At 73.8% G+C, this 24,994-nt stretch carries 15 protein-coding genes; 9 read left to right on the forward strand and 6 right to left on the reverse strand.

Features of this window, described 5'->3' with window-relative positions; translation table 11 throughout:
• Window positions 1-8 precede the first annotated feature (8 nt).
• On the forward strand, window positions 9-1,508 hold the full coding sequence (gatB, locus tag FHX75_RS27810) for an Asp-tRNA(Asn)/Glu-tRNA(Gln) amidotransferase subunit GatB (protein WP_154943320.1): 1,500 nt from the start codon (window positions 9-11) through the stop codon (window positions 1,506-1,508).
• A 120-nt stretch (window positions 1,509-1,628) separates the two neighbouring features.
• Window positions 1,629-3,986 carry a transketolase-like TK C-terminal-containing protein gene (locus FHX75_RS27815; protein WP_154943321.1) on the forward strand — a complete coding sequence of 786 codons (2,358 nt, stop codon included), beginning with the start codon at window positions 1,629-1,631 and terminating at the stop codon, window positions 3,984-3,986.
• A gap of 2 nt (window positions 3,987-3,988) precedes the next feature.
• Here FHX75_RS27815 and FHX75_RS27820 read toward each other — a convergent pair whose 3' ends face one another.
• From FHX75_RS27820 to FHX75_RS27830, 3 genes are all read right to left on the reverse strand, one after another.
• Window positions 3,989-5,566, reverse strand: a complete 1,578-nt coding sequence (locus FHX75_RS27820; RefSeq protein WP_154943322.1) for a metallophosphoesterase — start codon at window positions 5,564-5,566, stop codon at window positions 3,989-3,991.
• A gap of 123 nt (window positions 5,567-5,689) precedes the next feature.
• Window positions 5,690-6,865, reverse strand: a complete 1,176-nt coding sequence (locus tag FHX75_RS27825) for a PQQ-dependent sugar dehydrogenase (protein WP_154943323.1) — start codon at window positions 6,863-6,865, stop codon at window positions 5,690-5,692.
• A 70-nt stretch (window positions 6,866-6,935) separates the two neighbouring features.
• Window positions 6,936-8,759 carry a SpoIIE family protein phosphatase gene (locus FHX75_RS27830; protein ID WP_154943324.1) on the reverse strand — a complete coding sequence of 608 codons (1,824 nt, stop codon included), beginning with the start codon at window positions 8,757-8,759 and terminating at the stop codon, window positions 6,936-6,938.
• A 162-nt stretch (window positions 8,760-8,921) separates the two neighbouring features.
• Here FHX75_RS27830 and FHX75_RS27835 point away from each other — a divergent pair, with 162 nt between their 5' ends.
• Window positions 8,922-9,848: a 2-hydroxyacid dehydrogenase gene (locus FHX75_RS27835; RefSeq protein ID WP_154943325.1), complete on the forward strand. Its 927-nt coding sequence runs from the start codon at window positions 8,922-8,924 to the stop codon at window positions 9,846-9,848.
• Window positions 9,849-9,854: 6 nt separating this feature from the next.
• Here the strand turns inward: FHX75_RS27835 and FHX75_RS27840 are convergent, their stop codons facing one another.
• On the reverse strand, window positions 9,855-10,229 hold the full coding sequence (locus tag FHX75_RS27840; protein WP_154943326.1) for a PH domain-containing protein: 375 nt from the start codon (window positions 10,227-10,229) through the stop codon (window positions 9,855-9,857).
• A 213-nt stretch (window positions 10,230-10,442) separates the two neighbouring features.
• Here FHX75_RS27840 and FHX75_RS27845 point away from each other — a divergent pair, with 213 nt between their 5' ends.
• Entirely contained in the window at window positions 10,443-13,028 is a 2,586-nt protein-coding gene (locus FHX75_RS27845; RefSeq protein WP_246158748.1) for a putative bifunctional diguanylate cyclase/phosphodiesterase, read from the forward strand.
• A gap of 29 nt (window positions 13,029-13,057) precedes the next feature.
• Here FHX75_RS27845 and FHX75_RS27850 read toward each other — a convergent pair whose 3' ends face one another.
• Window positions 13,058-14,077 carry a LacI family DNA-binding transcriptional regulator gene (locus FHX75_RS27850; protein WP_154943328.1) on the reverse strand — a complete coding sequence of 340 codons (1,020 nt, stop codon included), beginning with the start codon at window positions 14,075-14,077 and terminating at the stop codon, window positions 13,058-13,060.
• Window positions 14,078-14,457: 380 nt separating this feature from the next.
• On the opposite strand from FHX75_RS27850, the gene FHX75_RS27855 reads away from it, so the two are divergent.
• The 4 genes from FHX75_RS27855 to FHX75_RS27870 all read left to right on the forward strand — a co-directional run bounded on the left by FHX75_RS27855 (window position 14,458) and on the right by FHX75_RS27870 (window position 20,266).
• Window positions 14,458-15,738: an ABC transporter substrate-binding protein gene (locus FHX75_RS27855; RefSeq protein ID WP_154943329.1), complete on the forward strand. Its 1,281-nt coding sequence runs from the start codon at window positions 14,458-14,460 to the stop codon at window positions 15,736-15,738.
• A 100-nt stretch (window positions 15,739-15,838) separates the two neighbouring features.
• Window positions 15,839-16,849 (forward strand): carbohydrate ABC transporter permease, encoded by a 1,011-nt coding sequence (locus FHX75_RS27860; RefSeq protein WP_154943330.1) that lies wholly within the window; start codon window positions 15,839-15,841, stop codon window positions 16,847-16,849.
• An 85-nt stretch (window positions 16,850-16,934) separates the two neighbouring features.
• Entirely contained in the window at window positions 16,935-17,777 is an 843-nt protein-coding gene (locus FHX75_RS27865) for a carbohydrate ABC transporter permease (RefSeq protein WP_154943578.1), read from the forward strand.
• Window positions 17,774-20,266, forward strand: a complete 2,493-nt coding sequence (locus FHX75_RS27870; RefSeq protein ID WP_154943331.1) for a glycoside hydrolase family 2 protein — start codon at window positions 17,774-17,776, stop codon at window positions 20,264-20,266. Before FHX75_RS27865 ends, FHX75_RS27870 begins: the two co-directional genes overlap by 4 nt.
• A 239-nt stretch (window positions 20,267-20,505) precedes the next feature.
• Here the strand turns inward: FHX75_RS27870 and ilvD are convergent, their stop codons facing one another.
• Window positions 20,506-22,353 carry a dihydroxy-acid dehydratase gene (ilvD, locus tag FHX75_RS27875; protein ID WP_154943332.1) on the reverse strand — a complete coding sequence of 616 codons (1,848 nt, stop codon included), beginning with the start codon at window positions 22,351-22,353 and terminating at the stop codon, window positions 20,506-20,508.
• 110 nt (window positions 22,354-22,463) lie between these two features.
• On the opposite strand from ilvD, the gene FHX75_RS27880 reads away from it, so the two are divergent.
• Window positions 22,464-24,815, forward strand: a complete 2,352-nt coding sequence (locus tag FHX75_RS27880) for a putative bifunctional diguanylate cyclase/phosphodiesterase (protein ID WP_154943333.1) — start codon at window positions 22,464-22,466, stop codon at window positions 24,813-24,815.
• Window positions 24,816-24,994: the final 179 nt, after the last annotated feature.

The raw sequence follows: 24,994 nt of genomic DNA on the forward strand, positions 1-24,994 counted from the left end.
GAGCTCAGATGACCACGACACTGCCCGCGTACGACGAGGTCGTCGCGCGCTACGAACCGGTGATCGGCCTGGAGACCCACGTCGAGCTGGGCACGAACACCAAGATGTTCTGCGGCTGCCCGACCGACTTCGGCGGCGAGCCGAACACCCGGGTCTGCCCGGTCTGCCTGGGCCTGCCCGGCTCGCTGCCGGTGGCCAACAAGGCGGCCATCGAGGCGACCATCCGGATCGGCCTGGCGCTGAACTGCTCCATCGCCGAGTGGTGCCGGTTCGCCCGGAAGAACTACTTCTACCCGGACATGCCGAAGGACTTCCAGATCAGCCAGTACGACGAGCCGCTGTGCTTCGACGGCTACCTGGACGTCGAGGTCGGCGGCGAGCTGGTGCGGATCGGCATCGAGCGGGTGCACCTGGAGGAGGACACCGGCAAGACGCTGCACGTCGGCGGCGCCACCGGCCGCATCCACGGCGCGACCGAGTCGCTGGTCGACTACAACCGCGCCGGCATCCCGCTGGTGGAGATCGTCACCAAGCCGGTGCCGGGCACCGGCGCGCTGGCGCCGGAGGTGGCCCGCGCGTACGTCACCGAGCTGCGCGACGTGCTCCGCTCGCTGGGCGTCTCCGACGTGCGGATGGAGGAGGGCTCGCTGCGCTGCGACGTGAACACCTCCCTCAACCTGCCCGGCGAGGAGTGGGGCACCCGCACCGAGACCAAGAACGTCAACTCGCTGCGCTCGGTGGAGCGGGCGGTCCGCTCGGAGATGCTGCGGCAGGCCGCCGTGCTCGACGCCGGCGGGAAGATCACCCAGGAGACCCGGCACTTCCACGAGGACACCGGCGACACCACGCCGGGCCGGTCCAAGGAGACCGCCACCGACTACCGGTACTTCCCGGAGCCGGACCTGGTGCCGCTCGCCCCGGACACCGCCTGGGTGGCCGAGCTGAAGGCCGCCCTGCCGGAGCTGCCCCGGCTGCACCGCCGCCGGCTCCAGCAGGAGTGGGGCCTGTCCGACCTGGACATGCAGTCGGTGCTCAACGCCGGCGCGGTCGAGCTGATCGAGGCCACCATCGCCGCCGGCGCGACCCCGGCCGCCGCCCGCAAGTGGTGGCTGGGTGAGCTGTCCCGGCGGGCCAACGAGGCCGGCATCGAGCTGGCCGACGTCGGCGCCACCCCGGCGCAGGTCGCCGAGCTCCAGGGCCTGGTCGACGCGGGCAAGCTCAACGACAAGCTGGCCCGTACCGTCCTGGAGGGCGTGGTGGCCGGCGAGGGCTCGCCGACCGAGATCATGGCCAACCGGAACCTGGAGGTCGTCTCCGACACCGGCGCGCTCACCGCCGCCGTGGACGAGGCCATCGCCGCCAACCCGGAGGTCGCGGACAAGATCCGCAGCGGCAAGGTCGCTGCGGCCGGCGCGCTGGTCGGCGCGGTCATGAAGACCACCCGCGGCCAGGCCGACGCCAAGACCGTCCGCGAGCTGATCCTGGAGCGCCTCGGCGCCCAGGGCTGAGCCCGACCCGTCGAAGGCCGCCGTCGCAACCCGGCGGCGGCCTTCCCGCTTCCCCCGAGTACGCGCGATCCGCGCCACCCCTCGCGAGGGCGTCAACGGCGACGCCCGGATGGAGTCACCGTGAACCAGCACGACCTCGACGTCCTCGACGAGATCCAGCGGCGGGTGCTCTGGCTCGCCACCCGGATCGTGGACGCGGCCAACCACGACCGGGACACCGGCGACGGGGTGAAGGTCGGCGGCCACCAGGCCTCCAGCGCCTCCCTGGTCACCGCGATGACCGCGCTCTGGTTCGCCCACCTCGACGCCGAGGACCGGGTCGCCGTCAAGCCGCACGCCTCGCCGGTGTTCCACGCCATCCAGTACCTGCTGGGCAACCTGGACCGGTCGTACCTGCCGAAGCTGCGGGCGCGGGGCGGGCTCCAGTCGTACCCGTCGCGGACCAAGGACCCGGACGAGGTGGACTTCTCCACCGGCTCCGTCGGGCTCGGCGCCGCCGCGCCGCTGTTCGCCGCGGTCACCCGCCGCTACGTCGACGCGCACTTCGGGGCGCGTCCGCACTCCCGGTTCGTCGCCCTGATCGGCGACGCCGAGCTGGACGAGGGGAACATCTGGGAGGCCGTCGCCGACCCGGCCACCACCGGGCTGGGCAACGTGATGTGGCTGGTCGACTTCAACCGCCAGTCGCTGGACCGGGTCGTCCCCGGCATCCGGATCAACCAGTGGCGGGGCCAGTTCGAGGCCGCCGGCTGGCACGTCGTGGAGGTCAAGTACGGCCGCAAGCTCGCCGAGGCGTACGCCCGGCCGGGCGGCGCGGCGCTGCGCGACTGGATCGACATCATGCCCAACGAGCAGTACCAGTCGCTGTTCGGGCTGGCGGGGCCGGCCCTGCGCAAGCAGTTCCTCGACGGCGCGCCGGCCGAGGTGGGCGCCTTCGTCGCGGACATCTCCGACGACGAGCTGGGCCCGCTGGTGACCGACCTGGGTGGGCACGACCTGGAAGCCATGCTCGACGCGTACGCCCAGTGCGACGCGGTGACCGACCGGCCCAGCGTGGTCTTCGCGTACACCGTCAAGGGGTGGGGGCTGCCGATCGCCGGCAACCCGCGCAACCACTCCGCGCTGCTCAGCACGGAGCAGGTCGACGCGCTGCGCGCCGCCAACGGCCTGACCGCCGAGACCGAGTGGGACCGCCTTGACCCGGCGTCGCCGGCCGGCATCCGGGCCGGCGAGCGCCGGGAGGCGCTGTCCCGCGCGCCCCGCGAGCGGTCGCTGGGGGTCACCGTTCCGGAGACCACCCGGGTACGCGCCAACAAGCCCGTCTCCACCCAGGAGGTCTTCGGCCGGGTGCTGGTCGACCTGGCCCGGGATCCCGCCGTCGCGCCGTACCTGGTGACCACCGCGCCGGACGTGGCCACCTCCACCAACCTCGCCGGGTTCATCAACAAGACCGGCGTCTTCGCCCCCACCGAGCAGCGCTCGTGGACCGAGGACCGGATGCTGCGCTGGACGGAGAGCCCCGCCGGCCAGCACATCGAGCTGGGCATCTCGGAGATGAACCTGTTCCTGCTGCTCGGGCAGCTCGGCCTGTCGTGGGACCTGTCGGGGCAGCCGCTGCTGCCGATCGGCACCGTCTACGACCCGTTCGTGCTGCGCGGCCTGGACGCGTTCCTCTACGGCACCTACTCCGGCTCCCGGTTCGTGGTCGCCGGCACCCCGTCTGGCATCACCCTCGCTCCCGAGGGCGGCGCCCACCAGTCGACCATCACCGCCTCCGTCGGCCTGGAACTGCCCGGCGTCACCTTCCTCGAGCCGGCGTACGCGGCCAGCCTGGACTGGCTGCTCTGCGACGCGCTCGGGCAGATCGCCGGCGGGTCGACGCCGGCCGCCACCGCCGCGCCGGCCGAGGACGGGGCGTACTACTTCCGGCTGAGCACCCGGCCGATCGACCAGGCGCCGTTCGAGGCGGCCCGGGCCCGGATCTCCGACGCGGTGCTGCGGCGGCAGGTGGTCGCCGGGGCGTACCGGCTGGTCGACGCGCACCAGGCGTACCCGCAGCTGGCGGACGCCCCGGTGGTCACCCTGGCCGGCTCCGGCGCGGTGCTGCCGGAGGTGCTCGCGGCGGCCGCGGAGCTGGCGGAGGAGGGCATCGCCGCGCACGTGGTGGACGTGACCTCGCTGGACCGGCTCTACCGGGCCTGGCAGCGGACCCTGCGCCAGGGTGTGCGGACCGCGACCGTGCCGAGCGTGCCCGGCGCGCTGCGGGCGGCGTTCGGCGACCGGACCCCGGTGGTGACCGTGCACGACGCGGCCTCGCACGCGATGGCCTGGCTGGGCTCGGCGCTCGGCGTGCCGGCGGTGCCGCTCGGGGTGGACGAGTTCGGCCAGTCCGGCAGTGTCCGCGAGCTGTACGAGCTGCACGACCTGCTGCCCGGCAGCATCGTCAACGCCGCCCTGGCCGCCCTGTCCCTGCGCTGAGGTCAGCGGGTCGGGGTGGGGGTGACGGGGGCCGGGGCGCCCTGCGCCGGCTCCTTGACCACGTGGCGTTCCAGGTTGACCTGCGCCTGCCCGGTGCCGCCGACGGTGATGTCGTCGTAGGCCTGGAGCAGTTTCCGCTGGTCGAAGTAGAGCACGGTCATCGACAGCGGGGTCGGCTTCTCGCCCTCCAGGCCGCGCAGCCCCGCCCCGCCGGTGGAGCCCTCCACCATCAACTGGGTGGGTTGCTTGCCGGGCTGCTGCGGCAGCTTGGACACCTGGCGGGCGTGGGTGTGCCCGGCGAGCACCAGGGGGCAGGTCCCGGAGAGCGGGCCGGCGGAGGCCGGGTCGTGCACCAGCGCGATGTTCACCGGTCGGGGTGAGCGCTGCACGGTGGCCGCGAGCTGCTCACCGGCCCCGATCACCTGCTCGGCGACCTGCTTGGTCAGACCGCTGCCGGCCGGCGAGGTCTCCTTGTCGGGGGTGAACCGGGGGTCGCCGATCCCGGCGATGGTCAGCCCGGCGACCGTGGTGGTCGAGTTGTTGAGCACGATCGCGTTGGGTTGCCGGGCCACCGCCGCGGCGGTGCGCGAGGAGTCGTGGTTGCCCCGGATGTAGACGTACGGCTTCTTGAGCAGGCCGATCGAACCCACGAAGGAGGCCTCCGGCTCGCTGCCCCAGTCGGTGATGTCGCCGGTGTCGATCACCACGTCGATGTCGAACTGCTCCACCACGGTGCGGATCAGCTGCCAGCCGGTCGGGTTGAGGTGCATGTCCGAGACGTGCAGCACCCGGGTGGTGCCGGGCGCCGGCTCGTACACCGGCAGCGCCGAGACCGTGGTGTAGAGCTGACTCACGTTGCCGACGATGCGCTGCAGCTGCTCGGCGTAGCGCGAGTAGTCGTTGGCGATGCGGCGGGCGTCGCCGACGATCGCCGGGGCGTTGACCAGCAGCCCCTCGTACCGTGGCTCCTCGATCGCCTGGGGGCGCAGGGTGCCCGCGGCGAGTCCCAGGCTGCCGGCGGTGACCGCCAGCGCGAGCCCGGTGGACCACGCGGTGCGGCGGACGTCCCGGAAGACCAGCCCGGCCAGCAGCAGCGTGGCCAGCACGGCCGACCCGGCGGTACGCAGCCCGAGCCGCATCACGCCGTCGCGGACGTCCTCGACCGCCGACAGGCTGGCCCGGTTGATGCTGGCGGGGTCGTCGATCAGCGCCTCGGTCTTGCGCTGGTCCAGCGCGCCCAGCCGGACGGTCAGGTGGGTCGGCCCGTCGTGGCTGTCGAGCTGGAGCGCGCCCAGCGGCGGGACGTCGACGGTGGTGCTGCCCTTGACCGCCGGGGCGAGGGTGAGGTTGGCCCGGAACGGGCCGATGTCGGTGTTCACCCGGCCGCCGGCCAGCACCCCGATCACGGCCCCGGCCAGCGCGACCGTCAGGACGGCGAGCACCACGCCCACCCGCCGGACCCACCCCGACCGGCCCGCCCGGCCGGCCCGGTCCCGCCGGGGCCGCCAGCGTCGCTCACGCCGGGCCGGGGGAGTGTCCTCGTCCCCGGGCCCGCGCTGCTCGTTCTCCCCACCGTCCATGCTGAGATTCTGACCTGCCCAATGATGGATCTTGGCAAACCCCACGGACGGCGGCGCGTTCCGCGCCGAAACTCCCGGTGTGTCGCGCCTCCCGGCGGCTCGTGACAGCCGTTCGGCCGGTGCTCAGCTACGCCCGGCGCCACCGTCGGCGAAGACCAGCCGCAGCAGGCGGTCGTCCTCCGGCGCCGGCTCACCCCGCCCGTCGTGGTTGGACGTGGAGACCCAGAGCGAGCCGTCCGGGGCGGCGGCCACCGCGCGCAGCCGACCGTACCGGCCGGTCAGCAGCTGGCGGGGCTGCCCGAGCACGGTGCCGGTGTCGGTCAGCTCGAGCAGCCACAGCCGCTCGCCGCGCAGGCAGGCGGTGACCAGCAGCCGGCCCGTCGCGGCCAGCCCCGAGCAGGACGCCTCCGCGGTGCGCCACTGCACGATCGGATCGGCGTACCGCTTGTCGCCGGCCTGCCCCTCGACGGTGGGCCAGCCGTGGTTGGCGCCCTTGTCGATCCGGTTGACCTCGTCCCAGGTGTTCTGGCCGAACTCGGTGGCGTACATCCGCTTGCCGGCGTCCCAGGCCATGCCCTGCACGTTGCGGTGCCCCAGCGACCACACCGGCGAGCCGGGGAACGGGTTGCCGGGCGCCGGCCTGCCGTCCGCGGTGATCCGCAGGATCTTGCCGCCGAGGCTCTTCCGGTCCTGCGCGAAGTCCCGGTTGCCGGCGTCACCGGTGCTCACGTAGAGCTGCCCGTCCGGGCCGAAGGCCAGCCCGCCGCCGTCGTGGTTGCCCGCCTTCGGGATGCCGGTGAGGATCGGCGTCGGCGTGCCGCCGAGCTTCAGCCGGGCGACCCGGTTGTCCCGCTCGGTGGTGTAGTAGACGAAGACGGTCCCGTCCTTGGCGTACGCGGGGGAGACCGCGATGCCGAGCAGCCCCGCCTCGCCGCCGGCCGCCACGTCCGGCACGGTCTGCACCGGCGTGACCCGCAGCCCCTCCGAGCCGGACTCCGGGCCAACCTTGAGGATCCGCCCGCTGTCCCGCTCGGTGACCAGGGCGCCGCCGTCCGGCAGGAACGCGATGCCCCACGGCACCCGCAACCCCTTGGCCAGGACCGTGGCGACCACCTCCTGACCGGCGCCGCCGGCGCTCGCCGACGCGGACGGGGTGGGCAGGTTGGGGGGCTCACCGGCCGGGTCCGGCTCCGGCGGGCCGAAGCTGCACCCGGAGGTGGCCAGCAGCAGCGCCGCGCAGGACGCCACCAGCGCCGCGCGACGGCGGCCGGTGCGGGGGTACGGGGGACGGGCGCTCACCCGGCCCAGCCTAGCCCGCGAATCCGGACTCCCCGGCCCACCGGCGACGGTCGAGGACCTCGCGAGCCGCTCAGCGGGCCCGGACGGCGAGCAGCGCGACGTCGTCCTCGCGCCGGTCTGAGGAGGTGAGCAGCAGGTCGCACAGCTCGGCGAGGGGGAGCGGACCGGCGCCGGAGAGTCGGCTCAGCAGCTCGGCCAGCCCCTCGTCGATGGAGCGGTCCCGGCGCTCGATCAGGCCGTCGGTGTAGAGCAGCAGGGTGTCCCCCGCCGCCAGGATGGTCTCCTGGCTGCTGCGGGCGATCGGCCGGGCGAAGCCGAGCAGCGGCTCGCGCCGGCCGCCGAGGACCCGGACCACGCCCTCGGCGTCGACCAGCAGCGGCGGTGGATGCCCGGCGTTGCACCAGCTCACCGTCAGGCCCCCGGCCGCGCGGGGACGCAGCCGGGCCAGGGTGGCCGTGGCGGCGGCCGGGATGCGCAGCCCGGAGATGGCGCGGTCCAGCCGGGTCATCAGCTCGTCCACCGGGTCGGTCCGGCCGAAGGCGTTGCCCCGGACCAGGTTGCGCAGCTGGCCCATGGTCGCGGCGGCCTCGATGTCGTGGCCGGCGACGTCACCGATCGCCACGACCAGGTCGCCGTCGGGCTGGACGAAGGCGTCGTACCAGTCCCCGCCCACCTCGACCCGGTCCGCCACCGGCTGGTAGCGGGCGGCCAGCTCGACCCGGGGGCTCTCCGGCAGGACCGGCAGCATGCTGTGCTGGAGCACCTCGGCCACGTGCCGCTGTTCGTCGTACATCCAGCTGTTGCCGAGCGCCTGGCCGGCCCGACGGCCGATCTCCAGGGCGATGTGCAGGTCGCTGTCGTCGAAGGGCCGCCGCCCCGGGGCGTTGATCAGCGTCACGCAGCCGACCACCGCCCGGCGCCCGGGCGCCGGCACCGGCACCGACAGGTGCGACGCGAAGCCGAGCCGGTCGGCGAGCGACACCATCTCCGGGTCGGTGGTGGCCCGCCGGACGTCGTCCAGGGTGGCCGCGCTGCCCAGCACGGGCTGGCCGGTGCGCAGCACCGTACGGGTGATCGACTGCGGGCCGAGGCCGGTCGTCATCAGCTCGGCGAAGCGGTCGACCTGGGCGGCCCGCCCCGGGTCCCGGTGCAGGGCGGTGACCCGGCGCGGCGCACCCGCCCGGTCGACCAGCGTCACCAGCGCCCAGTCGGCCAGCAGCGGCACCACCGCCGCGGTCAGCCGGTCCACCGCGGTGGCCACGTCGAGGGTGCCCGTCAGGGTCTCGCTCAGCGCGGAGAGCAGCTTGAGCCGCTCGTGCGCCTCCTCGGCCCGCCGCCGGGCCTCCTCCGCGCCGTCGAGCGCGATCCGCAGCCGCAGCTCCGACGAGCACGCGGCGGCGAGGTCGGCCAGGGTACGCAGCTGGTCGGCGGTCCAGGCCCGGGGCTTGCTGTCGATGGCGCAGAGCGAGCCGAGCACCCGGCCGTCCAGGTCGGTCAGCGGCATCCCCGCGTACGCGACCACGCCCAGTTCCGCGATGGCCAGGTTGTTCCACACCCGGGGGTAGAGCCGGGCGTCGGGCAGCACCATCGGGATCTCGATGTCCACCACGTGCTGGCAGAACGAGTGGCTCAGCGGGGTCTGCCGACGGGCGGCCCACGGCTCCGGCAGGCCGACCGCGCCCGGGAAGAACTGCCGTTCGCCGGTGACCAGCGACACCAGCGCGACCGGCACCTCCAGCAGGTCGCTCACCAGCCGGGCGAAGCGGTCGAACGCCTCGTCGGGTTCGGCGTCCAGGCCCGTCTCGGCGAGCGCGCGCAGCCGCGCCGGGTCCGTCAGCGCGGGGATGTCCACCGCGGGCAGCGGACCGCGACGGTGCGGGGAGCGCTCGGTCATCGGCCACCTGTCTGCGGACGTGCGGGGCACCGGGTTGCGCTCCGACCCTCGGTTATACCCGGCAGGCGGCGGTGACGCCCACGGACGGTGACGCCCGCCGCCCGCCCCCGGTGAGCCGGTCCGCCGGACCGGGGCGGGTCGTGGTCGCTATCGTCGGCGGACGTGAAGGTATGGATTCCGCACGAGGCCGGGGTCGGGTTGCTCGGCGAGGCGCCCGCGGGCGTCACCGTCCAGGCGTGGACGGACCCGGGACGCCCGCCGTCGGACCCGGCCGGGGTCCGGTTCTGGGTGCCGCCGTTCCTGGCCGCCGGGGACACCGCCGGGATGCTGGCGCGGCTGCCGGACCTGGCGGTGATCCAACTCCTCTCCGCCGGGGCGGACGCCTGGGTCGGCCAGGTGCCGGACGGGGTGACCCTCTGCGACGCGCGGGGCGTGCACGACGCCGGCACCGCCGAGTGGGTGCTCACCGCGATCCTGGCCCAGCTGCGCGGCTTCCCCGCGATGGCCCGGGCCCAGGCCCGCCGGGAGTGGGCGTACGACGAGGTCGCGCCGACCGACGAGCTGACCGGCAAGCGGGTGCTGATCGTCGGCGCCGGCTCGATCGGCGCGGCGGTGCACGCCCGGCTGGCCCCGTTCGACGTCACCGTCACGCTGGTCGCCCGCACCGCCCGCCCGGCCGACGGCGTGCACGGGGTGGACGAGCTGCCCCGGCTGCTGCCCAAGGCGGAGGTGGTGGTGCTGCTCGTGCCGCTGACCGAGCAGACCAGGGGCATGGTGGACGCGGCCTTCCTCGCCGCGATGCCCGACGGCGCGTTGCTGGTGAACGCGGCCCGGGGCCCGGTGGCCCGGACGGAGGCGCTGGTGGCGGAGCTGTCCAGCGGCCGGCTGCGGGCCGCGCTGGACGTCACCGATCCCGAGCCGCTGCCCGCCGACCATCCGCTGTGGGAGCTGCCCAACGTGCTGCTCACCCCGCACGTCGCCGGCTCGGTACGCGGCCTGCTGCCGCGGGCGTACCGGCTGGTGGGTGCGCAGCTGCGGCGGTTCGCCGCGGGGGAGCCGCTGGTCAACACGGTGACCGACGGCTACTGACCGGGCTCAGCGCTCGCCGGGCAGGTGCTGCCCGGTGGCGGAGACCAGCCGGGGCAGGTCGGTGCCGCGCACCGCGGGCAGCATGACCTCCTGCCCGTCGTCGAGGCGGGCGACGGCGCGGCCGCGGGGGTCGGCGGTCAGCTCGACGACCCGGTCCCAGGCGATCCGGCGGCTGCCGGCCAGGGCCCGCAGCCGCAGCTCCCGCCCGTTGGCGTCGGTGCCCGCCCGCCACGCCCAGACCGCGACGGCCAGCGGGATCAGCAGCACCGGCAGCAGGTACCACTCGGCGGTGGCCAGCGGCAGGGCGCCGATGAAGGCGACGATCGCCGCGACCAGGATGGCCTGGTTGTACCGGAAGCGGATGGTGTCGGCGCTACTCACCCTCCGATGATCCCACCCCGGCACGGCCCCGCTCCGCCCGGGCGGTGGACGGTGACCGGCGCCATCCGGCAGTGACATGAGTCACTGCGTACGGCCGTAACCGACCCTCCGATCCGTCGTTGGCGGGGGTGGTGGGTGTCGGATATCTGTCCTGTGTCCCGTCCCACCCGCATCGCCGCACCGCCCCGTGTCCCCCTCACGAAGGCGACCGTCGTGCCTCACGCGTACCTGGTCCACCGCCCCGCGCCCGCGGTGGCCGCCCTGCTGGCGGCGGCCGCACTGCTGGCCACCGCCGCCCTGGCCGGCGTGCTGCCACCGCTGGCCGCCACGACGCTGGCCGGCGCGGCCGGCTGCGCCCTGGCCGGTGTCCGACTCTCCCGGGAGGCCGCCGCCGGTGGCGGCCGGGACCGGCGGGCGCCGCGTCGCCGGCGGGCCGCCGCGCTGCTCGACGCCGCCGTGCTGGTGGTCGGCCTGACCGTCGGCGTCCTGCCGCTGGCCGCCGCGGAGCAGCGCGCGAACGTCGCGGCCCACGGGCTGGCCGCCGCGACCGTGCTGTACGCCGGCGGCCTGCTCCTGCTCCCCGGCCACTCCCGGCTGGCGCCCCGGGTCCGGCTGCGCCGGACCGTCGACGTGCTCGGGCTCGGCACCGCCCTGCTGTTCGCCGGTTGGGTGCTGTTGCCGCCGGGTGACGTCCCCCCGCTGGCCCGCGCCGTCACGGTGCTCGGCGCGGGCGGGCTCGCCGCCCTGCTGGTGAGCGCGCTGGCCGAGCGGCGCCGCCGGCCCGGCGCGGCGCTCTGTCGGGCCGGGGCGGCGACCGCCCTGCTCGGCCTGGCCGACCTGGTGGTGCTGCTGGCCTACCGGGCGCCGGCCGTGGCGACGCTGACCGCGGTCGCGCCGCTGCTGGCGGGTGCCCTGTTCACCGCCGCCGGGATGGCGCGGGTGTCGGCCGGGGATCCGGCCCTGGGCACCGGTCCGCCGCCGGCCTGGCCCCGGGTGACCGCGCCGGCCGCGGTGGCCACCCTCGCCGCCGGGTACCACCTCTGGGCGGTCGGCAGCTTCACGCCGACCGCCGTCCTGCTCGGACTCGCGGTGATCCCGCCGCTGGTCGGCCGGGAGCTGATCACCGCCGCCGACAACCGGCACTGGGCCAGCCGGCTGGCCGCCCGGGAGGCGCACTTCCGGGCGCTGGTCTCCGGTGGCCGCGACCTGATCCTGCTGCTCGACGACGAGCTGCGGGTGCGCTGGCTCTCCGCGGCCGGCGCCCGCTGGTTCGGGCTGCGCGACGACGAGGTCCGCGGCCGGCGGCTGATCGAACTGCTGCACCCCGACGACGCGCCGGGCGCGCTCGGCCGGCTCGCCGCGCCCCGGGGCGGCCAGGAGCCGCTGCTGCTGGTGGCCCGGATGGCCACCGGCGACGGTGGCTGGCGGGAGACCGAGTCGACCGTGAGCGACCTGCGCGGGGTGCCCGAGGTCGACGCGGTGGTGCTGCACGTGCGCGACATCGGCGAGCGGCGCCGGTTGGAACGCGAACTGCACCGGCTGGCCGCCACCGACCAGCTCACCGGCCTGGCCAACCGGCGTGAGCTGATGCGGGCGCTCAGCGCGCGGGGCGACGGCCCGGGCGCGCTGCTGCTGGTGGAGGTGCACGGCCTCGGCGCGGTGACCGACGGAGCGGGGCCGTCGGCGGCGGACGGCCTGCTGCTCACGGCCGCCCGCCGGCTGCGCGACGTGGTGGGCCCGCACGACCTGGTCGCCCGGGTGGCCGGCGAGGAGTTCGCCGTGCTCACCGACGCCGGTCCGGTGCCGGCGTACGCGCTGGGTGGCCGCCTGGTCGCCGCGCTCGCCGAGCCCTGCCCGACGCCCGGGTCGATGGTGCGGCTGCGGGTGAGCGTCGGCCTGGCCGAGCTGGCCGGCACCGGGCCGGAGGACGCGCTGCGCCAGGCGGACCTGGCCCGGCGGCGCGCCGTCCAGCTCGGCCGCAACCGGGTCGAGTGGTACGACGCCTACCTGGAGGAGCAACTGGTCCGCCGGCTGGACCTGGAGCGGGAGCTGCCCGGCGCGGCGACCCGGGGTGAGCTGGACCTGGTCTACCAGCCGGTGCTGGGGCTGGCCGACCGGCAGCCGGTCGGCACGGAGGCGTTGCTGCGCTGGCGCAGCCCGGTGCTGGGTACCGTGCTCCCGGCCGAGCTGCTGCCGGTGGCCGAGGACCTGGACCTCGTCGGCGAGCTGGGACGCTGGGTGCTGGACCGCGCCTGCCGGCAGCTCCTCAGCTGGTCGACGGGGGGCCGGGAGCTCTGGATGGCGGTCAACGTGACCCCCCGGGAGCTGCTGGCCCCGGATTTCCTGCCCGGGGTGGCCGCCACGCTGGCCGGGCACGGGGTGCCGGCGCACCGGCTGGTGGTCGAGGTGGCGGAGCCCCGGATCGGCCGGGACCTGCCGACCGTGGTGGCCCGGCTGGCCGGCCTGCGGTCGCTGGGGGTGCGCACCGCGTTGGACGACTTCCGCGCCGAGCACGCCTCCCTGGCCCAGCTGCGCCGGCTCCCGATCGACCTGCTCAAGGTCCGGCCGCAGCTGGTGCGATCGGCGCACGACCCGCAGCGACCGCTGATCGACGTGGTGGTCAGCCTCGGCGAACGGCTCGGCCTGTCGGTGGTGGTGCAGGAGCTGGAGTCCGACGCCGACGTCGACCGGGCGCAGCGGGCCGGCTGCCCGTACGGGCAGGGCTTCGCGCTGGCCCGGCCGGCCACGGCGGAGCGGGTGGAGGCGTACTTCGAGGAGTTCCCGTCCGCCTCCCGCTGACCGCCCCGTTCAGGAAATGCTGAACCGGTTCATCTGATCCGGGGCGGTGCGGTGCTGCCGCGCGGGGTCAGGTGGGCGGTCTCGTCCTGCAGGCCGCTCACCGCCTCGCCGGCGATGACCGCCAGCAGCTGCCGCGCGGCGTGCGCGCCGTACGCCGGGATGTCCCGGCCGAGCGCGGTCAGCGGCGGGTGCACCAGCTGGCAGAGCGGCGAGTCGTCCCAGGCCACGATCGAGAGGTCGCCGGGGACGGTCAGCCCCATCTCCTGCGCGACCGAGAGCCCGGCGATCGCCATGACGTCGTTGTCGTAGATCACCGCGGTGGGGCGGTTGGCGGAGCTGAGCAGGCGGCGGGTGGCGCGGGCGCCCTCCTCGCCGGTGTAGTCGGACCAGACGGTGACGGCGTCGGCCAGCCCGAGCCGCCGGCACACCTCGGCGAAGGCGTCGGTACGGATCTCGGTGTGCAGCAGCGAGGGCAGGCCACCCACCCGGGCGATCCGCCGGTGCCCGAGGGCGACCAGGTATTCGACCGTCTCCACCAGCGCCGCCGCGTCGTCCGACCAGACGCTGGCCAGGCTGCCGGTGTGGCCGGGTCCGCCGATCACCACGGCCGGCAGTTGCAGCTCCTCCAGGGCCGGCACCCGCCGGTCGTCGGTGCGCAGGTCGCAGACGAAGACGCCGTCGACGCGCCGCTCCGCCCACCAGCGGCGGTAGACCGCGATCTCGGCCTCCTGGTCGGCCACCACCTGGAGGGTGAGCGCGTACGACCGGGCGGAGAGTTCCGCCTCGACGCCGCTGATCAGCTCCATGAAGAACGGCTCGATGCCCAGTATCCGGGCGGGCCGGCACAGAGCCAGGCCGACGGCGTTGGCGGTGGCGCCGGAGAGCGCGCGGGCGGCGCTGCTCGGGCTGAACCCGATCTCGGTGGCGATGGCCAGGATCCGTTGACGGGTGGCCTCCGAGACGCCCGGCTGCCCGTTGAGCGCGTACGACACCGCGCCCTTGGACACCCCGGCACGTCGCGCGACGTCGGCGATGGTCGGCCGCTTCACCGGCGTGCTCCTCAATCCTCGCGGCCCCCCGGGCCGGTCCCACGGCGCCGGGATCACCGGCGGCCCTCACGCTACCCCGACCCGGTCGGGCGAACGCCCCGCCGGATCGGCGGCCAGCGGACCTGCTGAACGATCACTTGTCCGGTTAAGCGTACGGCCTGACCCGCCCGTCTCCGCCACCCCGAGGCGCGTCCAGATGCGTGAGAGAGCGCTTAACCACGCATGGTCGCGCTCCCAAAGGCGCCCTTCGGATACCGGACAAGCACCCCGTTAACCGGCCGTTGACACTGCTGGACCCGGACCGTACGGTGGCCTCACTTATCCGGTTCAGTCAACGTCTCTCGATACCGGGAGCGTTCCCATTTGGCGCGGAGGATGACATGAAACGGTCCTGGTCCCACTGGGCCCGCGCGGCGGTGGCCGGCGCCGTCGGCCTGGTCATGGTCGCTGGCTGCAGCGGCAAGAGCACCACCGACTCCGACGCCGGGGACGGCGTCGTCACGCTGAAGATCAACTTCTGGGGCGACTTCGGTCTCCAGGACCTGAAGACCCGCTACGAGGCCGACCACCCGAACGTCCGGATCCAGCTCAACTCGGGCGAGTACAACGCCCAGCACGAGGACCTGCAGAAGAAACTGGTGGCGGGCTCGGGCGCGGCCGACATCGCCGCGATCGACGAGGGCTTCATGGTCCAGTTCCGCAGCCAGTCCGACAAGTTCGTCAACCTGCTCGACAAGGGCGCCGGCTCCTACGAGACCAAGTACCTGCCCTGGAAGTGGAAGCAGTCGCTGTCGGCCGACGGCAAGACCCAGATCGGCCTCGGCACCGACGTCGGCGGCCTGGCGATGTGCTACCGGACCGACCTGTTCAAGGCCGCCGGGCTGCCCACCGAGCGGGACCAGGTCTCCGCCCTCTGGCCCACCTGGGACACGTTCATCGAGGTCGGTCAGCGGTACACCGGCAAGACCAACAAGAAGTTCATCGACTCCGGCACCAACCTGTTCAACCCGATCCTCGGCCAGCAGCCGGTCGGGTTCTACAACGAGCAGGACCAGCTCCAGATGGAGCAGGGGCCGAAGGTCGCCTTCGACTACACGGTCAAGGCCATCCAGGCCGGGCTGTCGGCCAACCTGGCCAGCTTCCAGGCCGACTGGGACAAGGGCTTCACCAGCGGCTCGTTCGCCGTGCTCGCCTGCCCGGCGTGGATGCTCGGCCACATCAAGGACACCGCGCCCGGCACCCAGGGCAAGTGGGACATCGCGGCGGTGCCCGGTGGTGGCGGCAACTGGGGCGGCTCGTTCCTGACCATCCCCAAGCAGGGCAAGCACGTCGACGAGGCGTACAAGCTGCTCGAGTGGCTGGTCCAGCCGGAGCAGCAGATCGAGATCTTCAAGAAGGTCGGCAACCTGCCCTCGCAGCCGGCGCTCTACGCCGACCCGGCGATCGCCGACTTCAAGAACCCGTTCTTCAACGACGCCCCGGTCGGGCAGATCTTCCCCAGGATGGCGCAGGGCCTGACCCCGCAGTACCTGGGCCGGAAGAACGGCCCGACCCGGGTCGCCGTGGAGAACGTCATCACCCGGGTGCAGAACAAGACCTTGAAGCCGGAGGCCGCCTGGGCCGAGGCGGTCAAGGAGGCCGAGCAGGCCGGCACCTCCTGACGGGCCGGTGACCGGTGACGGAGCGGGCACGACCGGCCGCTCCGTCACCGCCCCGCACCGCCCGTACCCCCGTCACCTCTTCGGCCCTGGAGCGTGTCCCATGTCCACCACCCGTGCCGCGCCCGCGCCGTCGGGCCACCGAGCCGCGCCGGGCCGCGGCGGCTCCGGACCCGGCGAGCGGCGGCTCACCTGGCGCAACCGGCTGTACCGCTTCGACATGCGCTACATGCCGTACCTGATGATCGCCCCGTTCTTCCTGCTCTTCATCGTCTTCGGGCTCTTCCCGCTGGTCTTCAACGGCGTGGTCTCGCTGCGCAACTACCGGTTGGACGACCCGACGCTGCCGCCCTGGGCCGGCGTCGACAACTTCACCCGGCTGGTCGGCGACGACGACTTCTGGAACGCGCTGTACAACACCTTCGGCATCTTCCTGCTCTCGTCGGTGCCGCAACTGCTGCTGGCGCTGGTGGTGGCCGCCCTGCTCAACCGCCGGCTGCGCGCGCAGACCTGGTGGCGGGTGGGCGTCCTGCTGCCGTACGTCACCCCGATCGTCGCCTCGACGATGGTGTTCAGCGTCTTCTTCTCCCGCGACTTCGGCATGGCCAACTGGATGCTGGGCCTCTTCGGTCTCGGTGGGGACGAGCCGATCGACTGGCGGGCCGACAAGCTGCACTCCTGGATCGCCATCGCCACGATGGTCAACTGGAAGTGGATCGGCTACAACGCCCTGCTCTACCTGGCCGCCATGCAGTCGATCCCGCGCGACGTGTACGAGGCCGCGGCGATCGACGGCGCCGGCCCCTGGCGCCAGCTCTGGCGGATCACCGTGCCGATGATCCAGCCGGTCATCGTCTTCACCGTGGTGCTCTCCACCATCGGCGGTCTCCAACTCTTCACCGAGCCGATGCTGTTCGACCTGAACTCGCAGGCCGCCACGGGCGGGCCGAACGGCGAGTGGCAGACCATCGCCCAGCTCATCTACAAGGTCGGCTGGAAGGACCTCAACCTCGGCTACGCCGCCGCGATGTCCTGGGCGCTCTTCCTGATCATCCTGCTGGTGGCCGGCCTCAACACCCTGCTGACGAACCGACTCTCCGGAGGCCGTCGGTGAGCACGAACGAAAGGAGGCTCGGATGAGCGCGCTCGACACCGCGCCGTCCCGGCCCGGGGCGGTCCGGCGGAACCGGCCCACCCTGATGGGCCGGGCGCCGCAGGACACTCCGGCCTCGGTGTGGACCTATCTGCTGCTGGCGGTGACCATCCTGTTCGCCGCGTTCCCGCTGTACTGGATGTTCGTCATCGCCACCAGCGACGACGAGGCGCTGGCGAAGATCCCGCCCGCGGTCGTCCCCGGCGACCAGTTCGTGGTCAACGTGCGGGAGGTCTTCTCCCTTCAGGACGTCTACTTCGCCGCCTCGCTGGTCAACAGCGTCATCGTCTCCACCGTGGTGACCGCGTCGGTGCTGTTCTTCTGCTCGCTGGCCGGCTTCGCCTTCGCCAAGCTGCGCTTCAAGGGCAGCCGGGCGCTGATGCTCTTCGTGGTGCTCACCCTCACCGTGCCCAACCAGCTCGGCATCGTGGCGCTCTACATCGTGATGGGCAAGCTCGGCTGGAACGGCACCCTGCTGGCCGTCATCGCGCCGGGCCTGGTCACCGCGTTCGGGGTGTTCTACATGCGCCAGTTCATCGTCAACACCGTGCCGGACGAGCTGGTCGAGTCCGCCCGGGTCGACGGCGCCACCACCATGCGCGTCTACTGGAACATCGTGCTGCCGGCGATCCGCCCGGCCCTGGCGGTGCTCGGCCTGCTCACCTTCGTCGCCACCTGGAACGACTTCCAGTGGCCGCTGATCACGCTCAGCGGCACCGACTACCCCACCTCGATGGTGGCCGTCTCCGACCTGGCCAGCGGAAACTACGTCATCTACCGTCGGGTGCTGGCTGGCGCGTTCATCGCCACGGTGCCCCTGCTGGTCATGTTGTTCATCGGCGGCCGGCAGATCGTCCGCGGAATCATGGAAGGCGCGGTGAAGTCGTGACCCGGCAGACCTTGCACGAGGGCTGGACGCTGCGGGCCCTACCGGGGCCGCAGGTGCCGGCCGGGATCGCCGGCCGGGCGGTGCCCGCCACCGTGCCCGGCTGTGTGCACACCGATCTGCTGGCCGCCGGGCTGATCCCCGACCCGTTCGTCGACGACAACGAGACGGCGCTGGCCTGGATCGGGCGCACCGACTGGGTCTACGAGACCACCTTCGACCGGCGGGCCGGCGACGACGAGCGGGTCGACCTGGTCTGCGCCGGCCTCGACACGGTCGCCACGCTCACCCTCAACGGCGTCGAGGTCGGCCGCACCGAGAACATGCACCGCGGCCACCGGTTCGCCGTCGGCGCGCTGCTGCGCCCGGGGGCGAACACCCTGACCGTCCGGTTCGACTCCGCGTACCGCTACGCGCAGGGGCACCGGGACGCCCTCGGCGACCGGCCGAACGCCTACCCGGAGCCGTTCCAGTTCATCCGCAAGATGGCCTGCAACTTCGGCTGGGACTGGGGACCGACCCTGGTCACCGCCGGCATCTGGCAGGAGATCGGCCTGCACGCCTGGTCCACCGCCCGGCTCGCCACCGTCCGTCCGCTGGTCACCGTCGCCGACGGGGTGGGACGGGTCGAACTGCACGTCGAGGTGGAGCGGGTCGCGGCCACCCCGTTGACCGTCCGGGCCGCCGTCGCCGGCGCGGCCGTCGAGGCAGTCGTCCCGGCGGGGGAGCGCACGGCGGTGGCGACCCTCACCGTCCGCGACCCCGAGCTGTGGTGGCCCCGGGGGTACGGCGAGCAGGCGCTGCACCGGCTCGACGTCACGCTCTGCGCGCCGGACGGCCGGACCCTGGACGCCTGGTCCCGCCGGATCGGCTTCCGGTCGGTACGTCTCGACACCACCCCGGACGCCCACGGCACCCCCTTCGCCCTGCACGTCAACGACACCCCGGTCTTCGTCCGCGGGATCAACTGGATCCCCGACGACCCGTTCCCCAGCCGGATCACCCGGGACCGGCTGGCGCACCGGCTCGGCCAGGCCGCCGGAGCCGGGGTGAACCTGCTGCGGGTCTGGGGCGGCGGCCGGTACGAGTCGGAGGACTTCTACGACCTCGCCGACGAGCTGGGGATCCTCGTGCAGCAGGACTTCCTCTTCGCCTGCGCGGCGTACCCGGAGGAGGAGCCGTTCGGCACCGAGGTGGCCGCCGAGGCCACCGAACAGGTCACCCGGCTGGCCGGCCACCCGTCGCTGGTGCTCTGGACGGGCAACAACGAGAACATCTGGGGCTGGCACGACTGGGACTGGCAGGAGCCGCTGGCCGGGCGTACCTGGGGGCGGGGCTACTACCTCGACCTGCTGCCCCGGATCGTCAGGGAGTTGGACCCGACCCGGCCGTACTGGCCGGGCAGCCCGTGGTCGGGCAGCGAGGAGCTCCACCCCAACGACCCGGCGCACGGCACCATGCACATCTGGGACGTCTGGAACACCGACGACTACACGAAGTACCGCGAGTACGTGCCCCGCTTCGTCGCCGAGTTCGGCTACCAGGCGCCCGCGGCGTACGCGACGCTGCGCCGGGCGCTGACCGACGAGCCCCTCGCGCCCGACTCGCCCGGCATGGCGCACCACCAGAAGGCCACCGACGGCGACGCCAAGCTCCAGCGTGGACTCGACGCCCACCTGCCCGAGCCGGCCGACTTCGACGACTGGCACTTCCTCACCCAGCTCAACCAGGCGCGGGCCATCCAGCTCGGGGTGGAGCACTTCCGTTCACACCGGGACGTCTGCGCCGGCACCATCGTCTGGCAGCTCAACGACTGCTGGCCGGTGACCTCGTGGTCGGCGATCGACGGCGACGGCCGCCGCAAGCCACTCTGGTACGCGCTGCGCCGGGCGTACGCCGACCGGCTGCTCACCGTCCAGCCCCGCGACGGCGGGCTGGCCCTGGTGGCGGTCAACGAGACCGGCGAGCCGTGGCGGGCCCCGGCGACCGTCACCCGGCTGACCCTGGCCGGTGAACCGAGGGCGAAGACGGCGTACCCGCTGGACGTCCCGGCGTACTCGGCGGTGGTGCTGGCGTTGCCCGCGGACCTGGCCGGGCCGGAGGAGGCCCGCCGCGAGCTGCTGGTCGCCGAGGCCGGCGACACGGCCGAGCGGGCCCTCTGGTTCTTCGCCGAGGACCGGGAGGTCGACTGGCCGGCGGCCCGCTTCGACACGACGGTCGCGTCGGGCGAGGACGGCCAGCGGGTCCGGGTGACCGCCCGGACGGTGCTGCGCGACCTGACCCTCTTCCCGGACCGGCTCGACCCGTCCGCCGAGGTCGACCGGGCGCTGGTCACCCTGCTGCCGGGGGAGTCGGCGACCTTCACCGTGCGGGCCGACACGGCGCTGGACCCGGTGGCGTTGACCGCCCGCCCGGTGCTGCGCTGCGTCAACGACATCGACGCCGCGACGCGGGCGGTCCCGGCCGCCGCCACGGAAGGAGCCACGGCGTAGGGCGCGACGGGCGGCGGCTGGTCGGCATCCTCCGACCAACCGCTACCCAGCGTGGTCCGGGCGGAACCGGACCCGGCGGTGAGCGATATACCGCTGAGTCATATTTATGCCTCCCAGGTATATCGCTCATCGGGCATACGCCCTCCCCGCCGCGACACGCCTGCTGGCGTTCACCCGATCGCGGGCGTGGCGCGACCGCAGTCACCCGAAAGAGGTCACCGCTGCGCCGGGGGCGCCGCTTACTCCGGCACCCGCCGATACGCGCCGTCGCTGGCCGACGTCGCCATCGAGGCGTACGCGCGCAGCGCCGCCGACACCGGCCGCTGCCGGTCGACCGGGGTGTACGGCCGCTCCCGCTTCTCCTCGGCGACCCGGCGCGCCTGGAGCACGTCGTCGGGCACGTTGAGCTCGATGGACCGGCCGGGGATGTCGATGACGATCTCGTCGCCCTCGGCGACCAGCGCGATCAGGCCGCCCGAGGCCGCCTCGGGGGAGACGTGCCCGATGGAGAGCCCGGAGGTGCCGCCGGAGAAGCGGCCGTCGGTGAGCAGCGCGCAGGCCCGGCCCAGTCCCCGGCCCTTGAGGAACGAGGTGGGGTAGAGCATCTCCTGCATGCCGGGGCCACCCTTCGGGCCCTCGTAGCGGATCACCACGACGTCCCCGGCGACGACCTGCTTGGCCAGGATCGCCGAGACCGCGTCGTCCTGCGACTCGTAGACCTTCGCCGGACCGCGGAAGGTCAGGCACTCCTCGGGCACCCCGGCGGTCTTCACGACGCAGCCGTCCGGGGCGAGGTTGCCGTACAGGATGGCCAGCCCACCGTCGGCCGAGTACGCGTGCTCCCGGTCCCGGACGCAGCCGCCGGCCGCGTCGGTGTCCAGCGACGACCAGCGGTTGGTGGTGGAGAACGGCTCGGTGGTGCGCACCCCGCCCGGGGCGGCGTGGAACAGCTCGACCGCCTCCGGCGTCGGCGAACCGCCCCGCACGTCCCAGTCGGCCAGCCAGCGCTCCAGCGAGGGGGAGTGCACGGCGTGCACGTCCCGGTGGAGCAGGCCGGCCCGGTCCAGCTCGCCGAGGATGGCGGGGATGCCGCCGGCCCGGTGCACGTCCTCCATGTGGTACTGCGGCGAGTTCGGCGCGACCTTGGCCAGGCAGGGCACCCGGCGGGAGATCGCGTCGATGTCGGCCACCTGGAAGTCCAGCTCGGCCTCGCGGGCGGCGGCGAGCAGGTGCAGGATCGTGTTGGTCGACCCGCCCATCGCCACGTCCAGGGCGACCGCGTTCTCGAAGGCGGCCCGGCTGGCGACGGCACGGGGCAGCACCGAGGCGTCGTCGCCGTCGTACCACCGCTTGGCGATCTCCACGGCGGTGCGGCCGGCCTCGACGAAGAGCGACCGGCGCGCGGCGTGGGTGGCCAGCGTCGAGCCGTTGCCCGGCAGCGCCAGGCCGATCGCCTCGGTGAGGCAGTTCATCGAGTTGGCGGTGAACATCCCGGAGCAGGAGCCGCAGGTCGGGCAGGCGGAGCGCTCGATCTCGCCGAGCTGGTCGTCGGTGACCGCCTCGTTGGAGGAGGCGATCATGGCGTCGATCAGGTCGATCTTGGAGTGCACGACTCCCTCGATCGCCACCGTCTTGCCGGCCTCCATCGGCCCGCCGGAGACGAAGACGGTCGGGATGTTCAGCCGCAGGGCGGCCAGCAGCATCCCCGGGGTGATCTTGTCGCAGTTGGAGATGCAGACCAGGGCGTCCGCGCAGTGCGCGTTGACCATGTACTCGACCGCGTCGGCGATCAGCTCCCGGCTGGGCAGCGAGTAGAGCATGCCGCCGTGGCCCATGGCGATGCCGTCGTCGACGGCGATGGTGTTGAACTCGCGACCCACCCCGCCGGCCTCGGCCACCGCGTCGGCGACCAGGCCGCCGAGGTCCTTCAGGTGTACGTGACCCGGGACGAACTGGGTGAAGCTGTTGGCGATGGCGACGATCGGCTTGCCGAAGTCGTCGTCGGTCATCCCGGTGGCCCGCCAGAGGGCCCGGGCACCGGCCATCATCCGACCGTGGGTGGAGGTCCTCGACCGCAGCTCAGGCATGGATACCAGTCTTGCACCGTCCCGGCGGTGGGCCCCGGCGGTCCGAGCGTGTCCCAACAGATGCACACCCGGTTCCCCGCGCGGGGCGCGGATCCGGCACAGTTGAGGACGTGCGTTTCCCCCCGGGCATGGTCGCCGTCGCGCTCCCCAGCGCCCTGGTCGCCGTGACCGCCACCCTGCTGCTCGTCGGGTCGGTCCGGCGGCGCAGCGGCCCGGACCGCCGGCCGTACGCGCTGCTGGCCGCCGCCGGCGGGTTCGCCCTGGTCGGCCTGCTGGTCGGGGTGGGACTGGTGCTCGGTGACCCGCACCACCCGCCCCACCCGGCGCGACTCACCGGGTGGCCCGTCCTGATCTCCGTCGCGGTGACGCTGAGCGGCCTGGCCGCCGCCGCCGGGCTGCTCCGGCTGCCGGGGGCGGTGGTGTCCCGGCCGGCGACCGCCCGGCTGCTGCTGGACGCGCTGATCGTCGCGACGGCCCTCTGGTTCGTCGGCTGGGTGCTCTTCTCCGCGCCGACCCGGCTGCTCGGGTCGGCCACCCCGGTGGCCTGCCCGGCGATCCTGCTGGCCACGGTCAACGCCGCGCTGACCGTCGGGGTGACCCTGACCGTGCTGCTGCGCGCCGCTCCGCCCCGGGGCCGGTTCGGGCTGCTCGGCGCCGGCATCACCGGCAACGCCGCCGGCGGCCTGGGCGTCGCCGGCGGGGTCTGCCAGGGCGGCGCGGGGATGACCCTGACCAGCGCCGCGCTGCTCGCCGTGGGCCTGCTGGCGGTCGCGCTGGCGGTGCACCGGGTGGAGGCGCCGGGGCAGGTCGACGTCGACCTGATCCGCCGGGACGGCGCGTACGCCTTCGTCCCGATGTTCGCGATGGCGGCCTCGGCGATGTACCACCTGGCCCAGGGTGGGCGCTTCGACGCGCTCGCCATCGTCGCCGGCAGCGTCGAGGGATTCGCGCTGGTGGCCCGGCAGTACCTCACCCTCAACGACATGCGCGGGTACGCCGGCCGGCTGGCCGAGCGCGAGAAGCACTTCCGCGAGCTGGCCCACACCGACCCGCTGACCGGGCTGGCCAACCGGCGGGGCCTGCTGCGGGAGTTGCAGCGCTGCGCCGACGAGGGCGTCGGGTGCGTGCTGCTCGGGCTCGACCTGGACGGCTTCAAGAACGTCAACGACATGCGCGGCCACGACGTGGGCGACATGGTGCTGGCCGAGGTGGGCCGGCGGCTGCGGGGCAACCTGCGCCCCGGCGACCTGGCCGCCCGGCTCGGCGGCGACGAGTTCGCCGTGCTGATGCGCGGCCGGCCGGCCGACGCCGACGTGGTCGCCGAGCGGCTGCTCGGGGTCCTCGGCCGGGCGTACGAGCAGTCGGACGGGCCGGTCTTCCTCTCGGTGAGCATCGGGGTGGCCGGGCAGTGCGGCGAGCCCGACTCGGTGGCCCTGCTGCGCCACGCCGACCTGGCCCTGCGGTACGCCAAGCAGCGCGGCAAGAACCGCATCGAGCGCTACGACGGCACCCACGACCAGCTCCTGCTGCGGCGGACTCGGCTGGAGCACGAGATGCGCGGCGCCATCGAGCGCGACGAGCTGCGGCTGGTCTTCCAGCCGGTCGCCTCGCTGCCCTCGGTCCGCCCGGTCGGCGCCGAGGCGCTGCTGCGCTGGCACCACCCGGAGCTGGGCAACGTCCGCCCCGACGAGTTCATCCCGCTCGCCGAGGAGTGCGGGATGATCGCCAAGCTGGGCGCCTGGGTGCTGCACCAGGCCTGCTGGCAGCTCTCCCGCTGGCTGGCCGACGGCCACGACGTCTGGGTCTCGGTCAACGTCTCCCCGCGGGAGCTGCACGCCCCGGAGTACGTCGTCCAGGTGGCCGAGGCGCTGCGCGCCCACCACGTGCCGCCGCAGCGGCTGGTGCTGGAGGTCACCGAGCACGCCGTCGCCACCGACCTCGACGAGCTGATCCGGCGGCTGACCGCGCTGCGACGCACCGGGGTGCGGATCGCGCTGGACGACTTCGGCGCGGGTTACTCGTCCCTCGGCCAGCTGCGCCGGCTGCCGATCGACATCCTCAAGATCGACCACAGCCTGGTCGCCGAGCACGAGCCGGTCCGCCCGGTGGACGCCGACGGGCCGGCCTTCGCCCCGATGGTCGACATCGTCATGCGCCTCGGGCACCAGCTCGGGCTGGAGGTGATCGCCGAGGGCGTCACCACCCCGACGGAGCTGGCCGCGGTGGTCGCCGCCGGCTGCCGGTTCGGCCAGGGCGCGCTCTTCGGCTGGGGCGTGCCGGCCGAGCACCTGGAGGCGATGCTCGACGCCGCCACCTCGCCCGGCGCCCGCCCGGGGCCGCTGCCGGCCACCCCGTTCGCCGGTGGGCGGTCGGTGCCGGCGCCGCGCGTCGGTGGGAGCGGATCCGCGCAGGTCGGGCCGGTCGCCAAGCCCGCGACGGGAGACGGTGTCCCCCGTTCGTGAACCAACATGTGGGATCAGTTGACTCATCGCGTGAGATGCGTCAGGCTGGTCCACATGTCGTCGATCCCGTCGCAGCGAGTACTTACCTGAGCGCACTCTCCTCCACCGAGAGTGCGCTGGCCCCGTGCATCTGCACGAGGGCCGTTTTTATTGCCGTCGGACTCCACCGGGCGGGCCCC

Origin of the sequence: Micromonospora palomenae (genome assembly GCF_007829925.1) — a bacterium.
GTDB classification, from domain to species: domain Bacteria; phylum Actinomycetota; class Actinomycetes; order Mycobacteriales; family Micromonosporaceae; genus Micromonospora; species Micromonospora purpureochromogenes.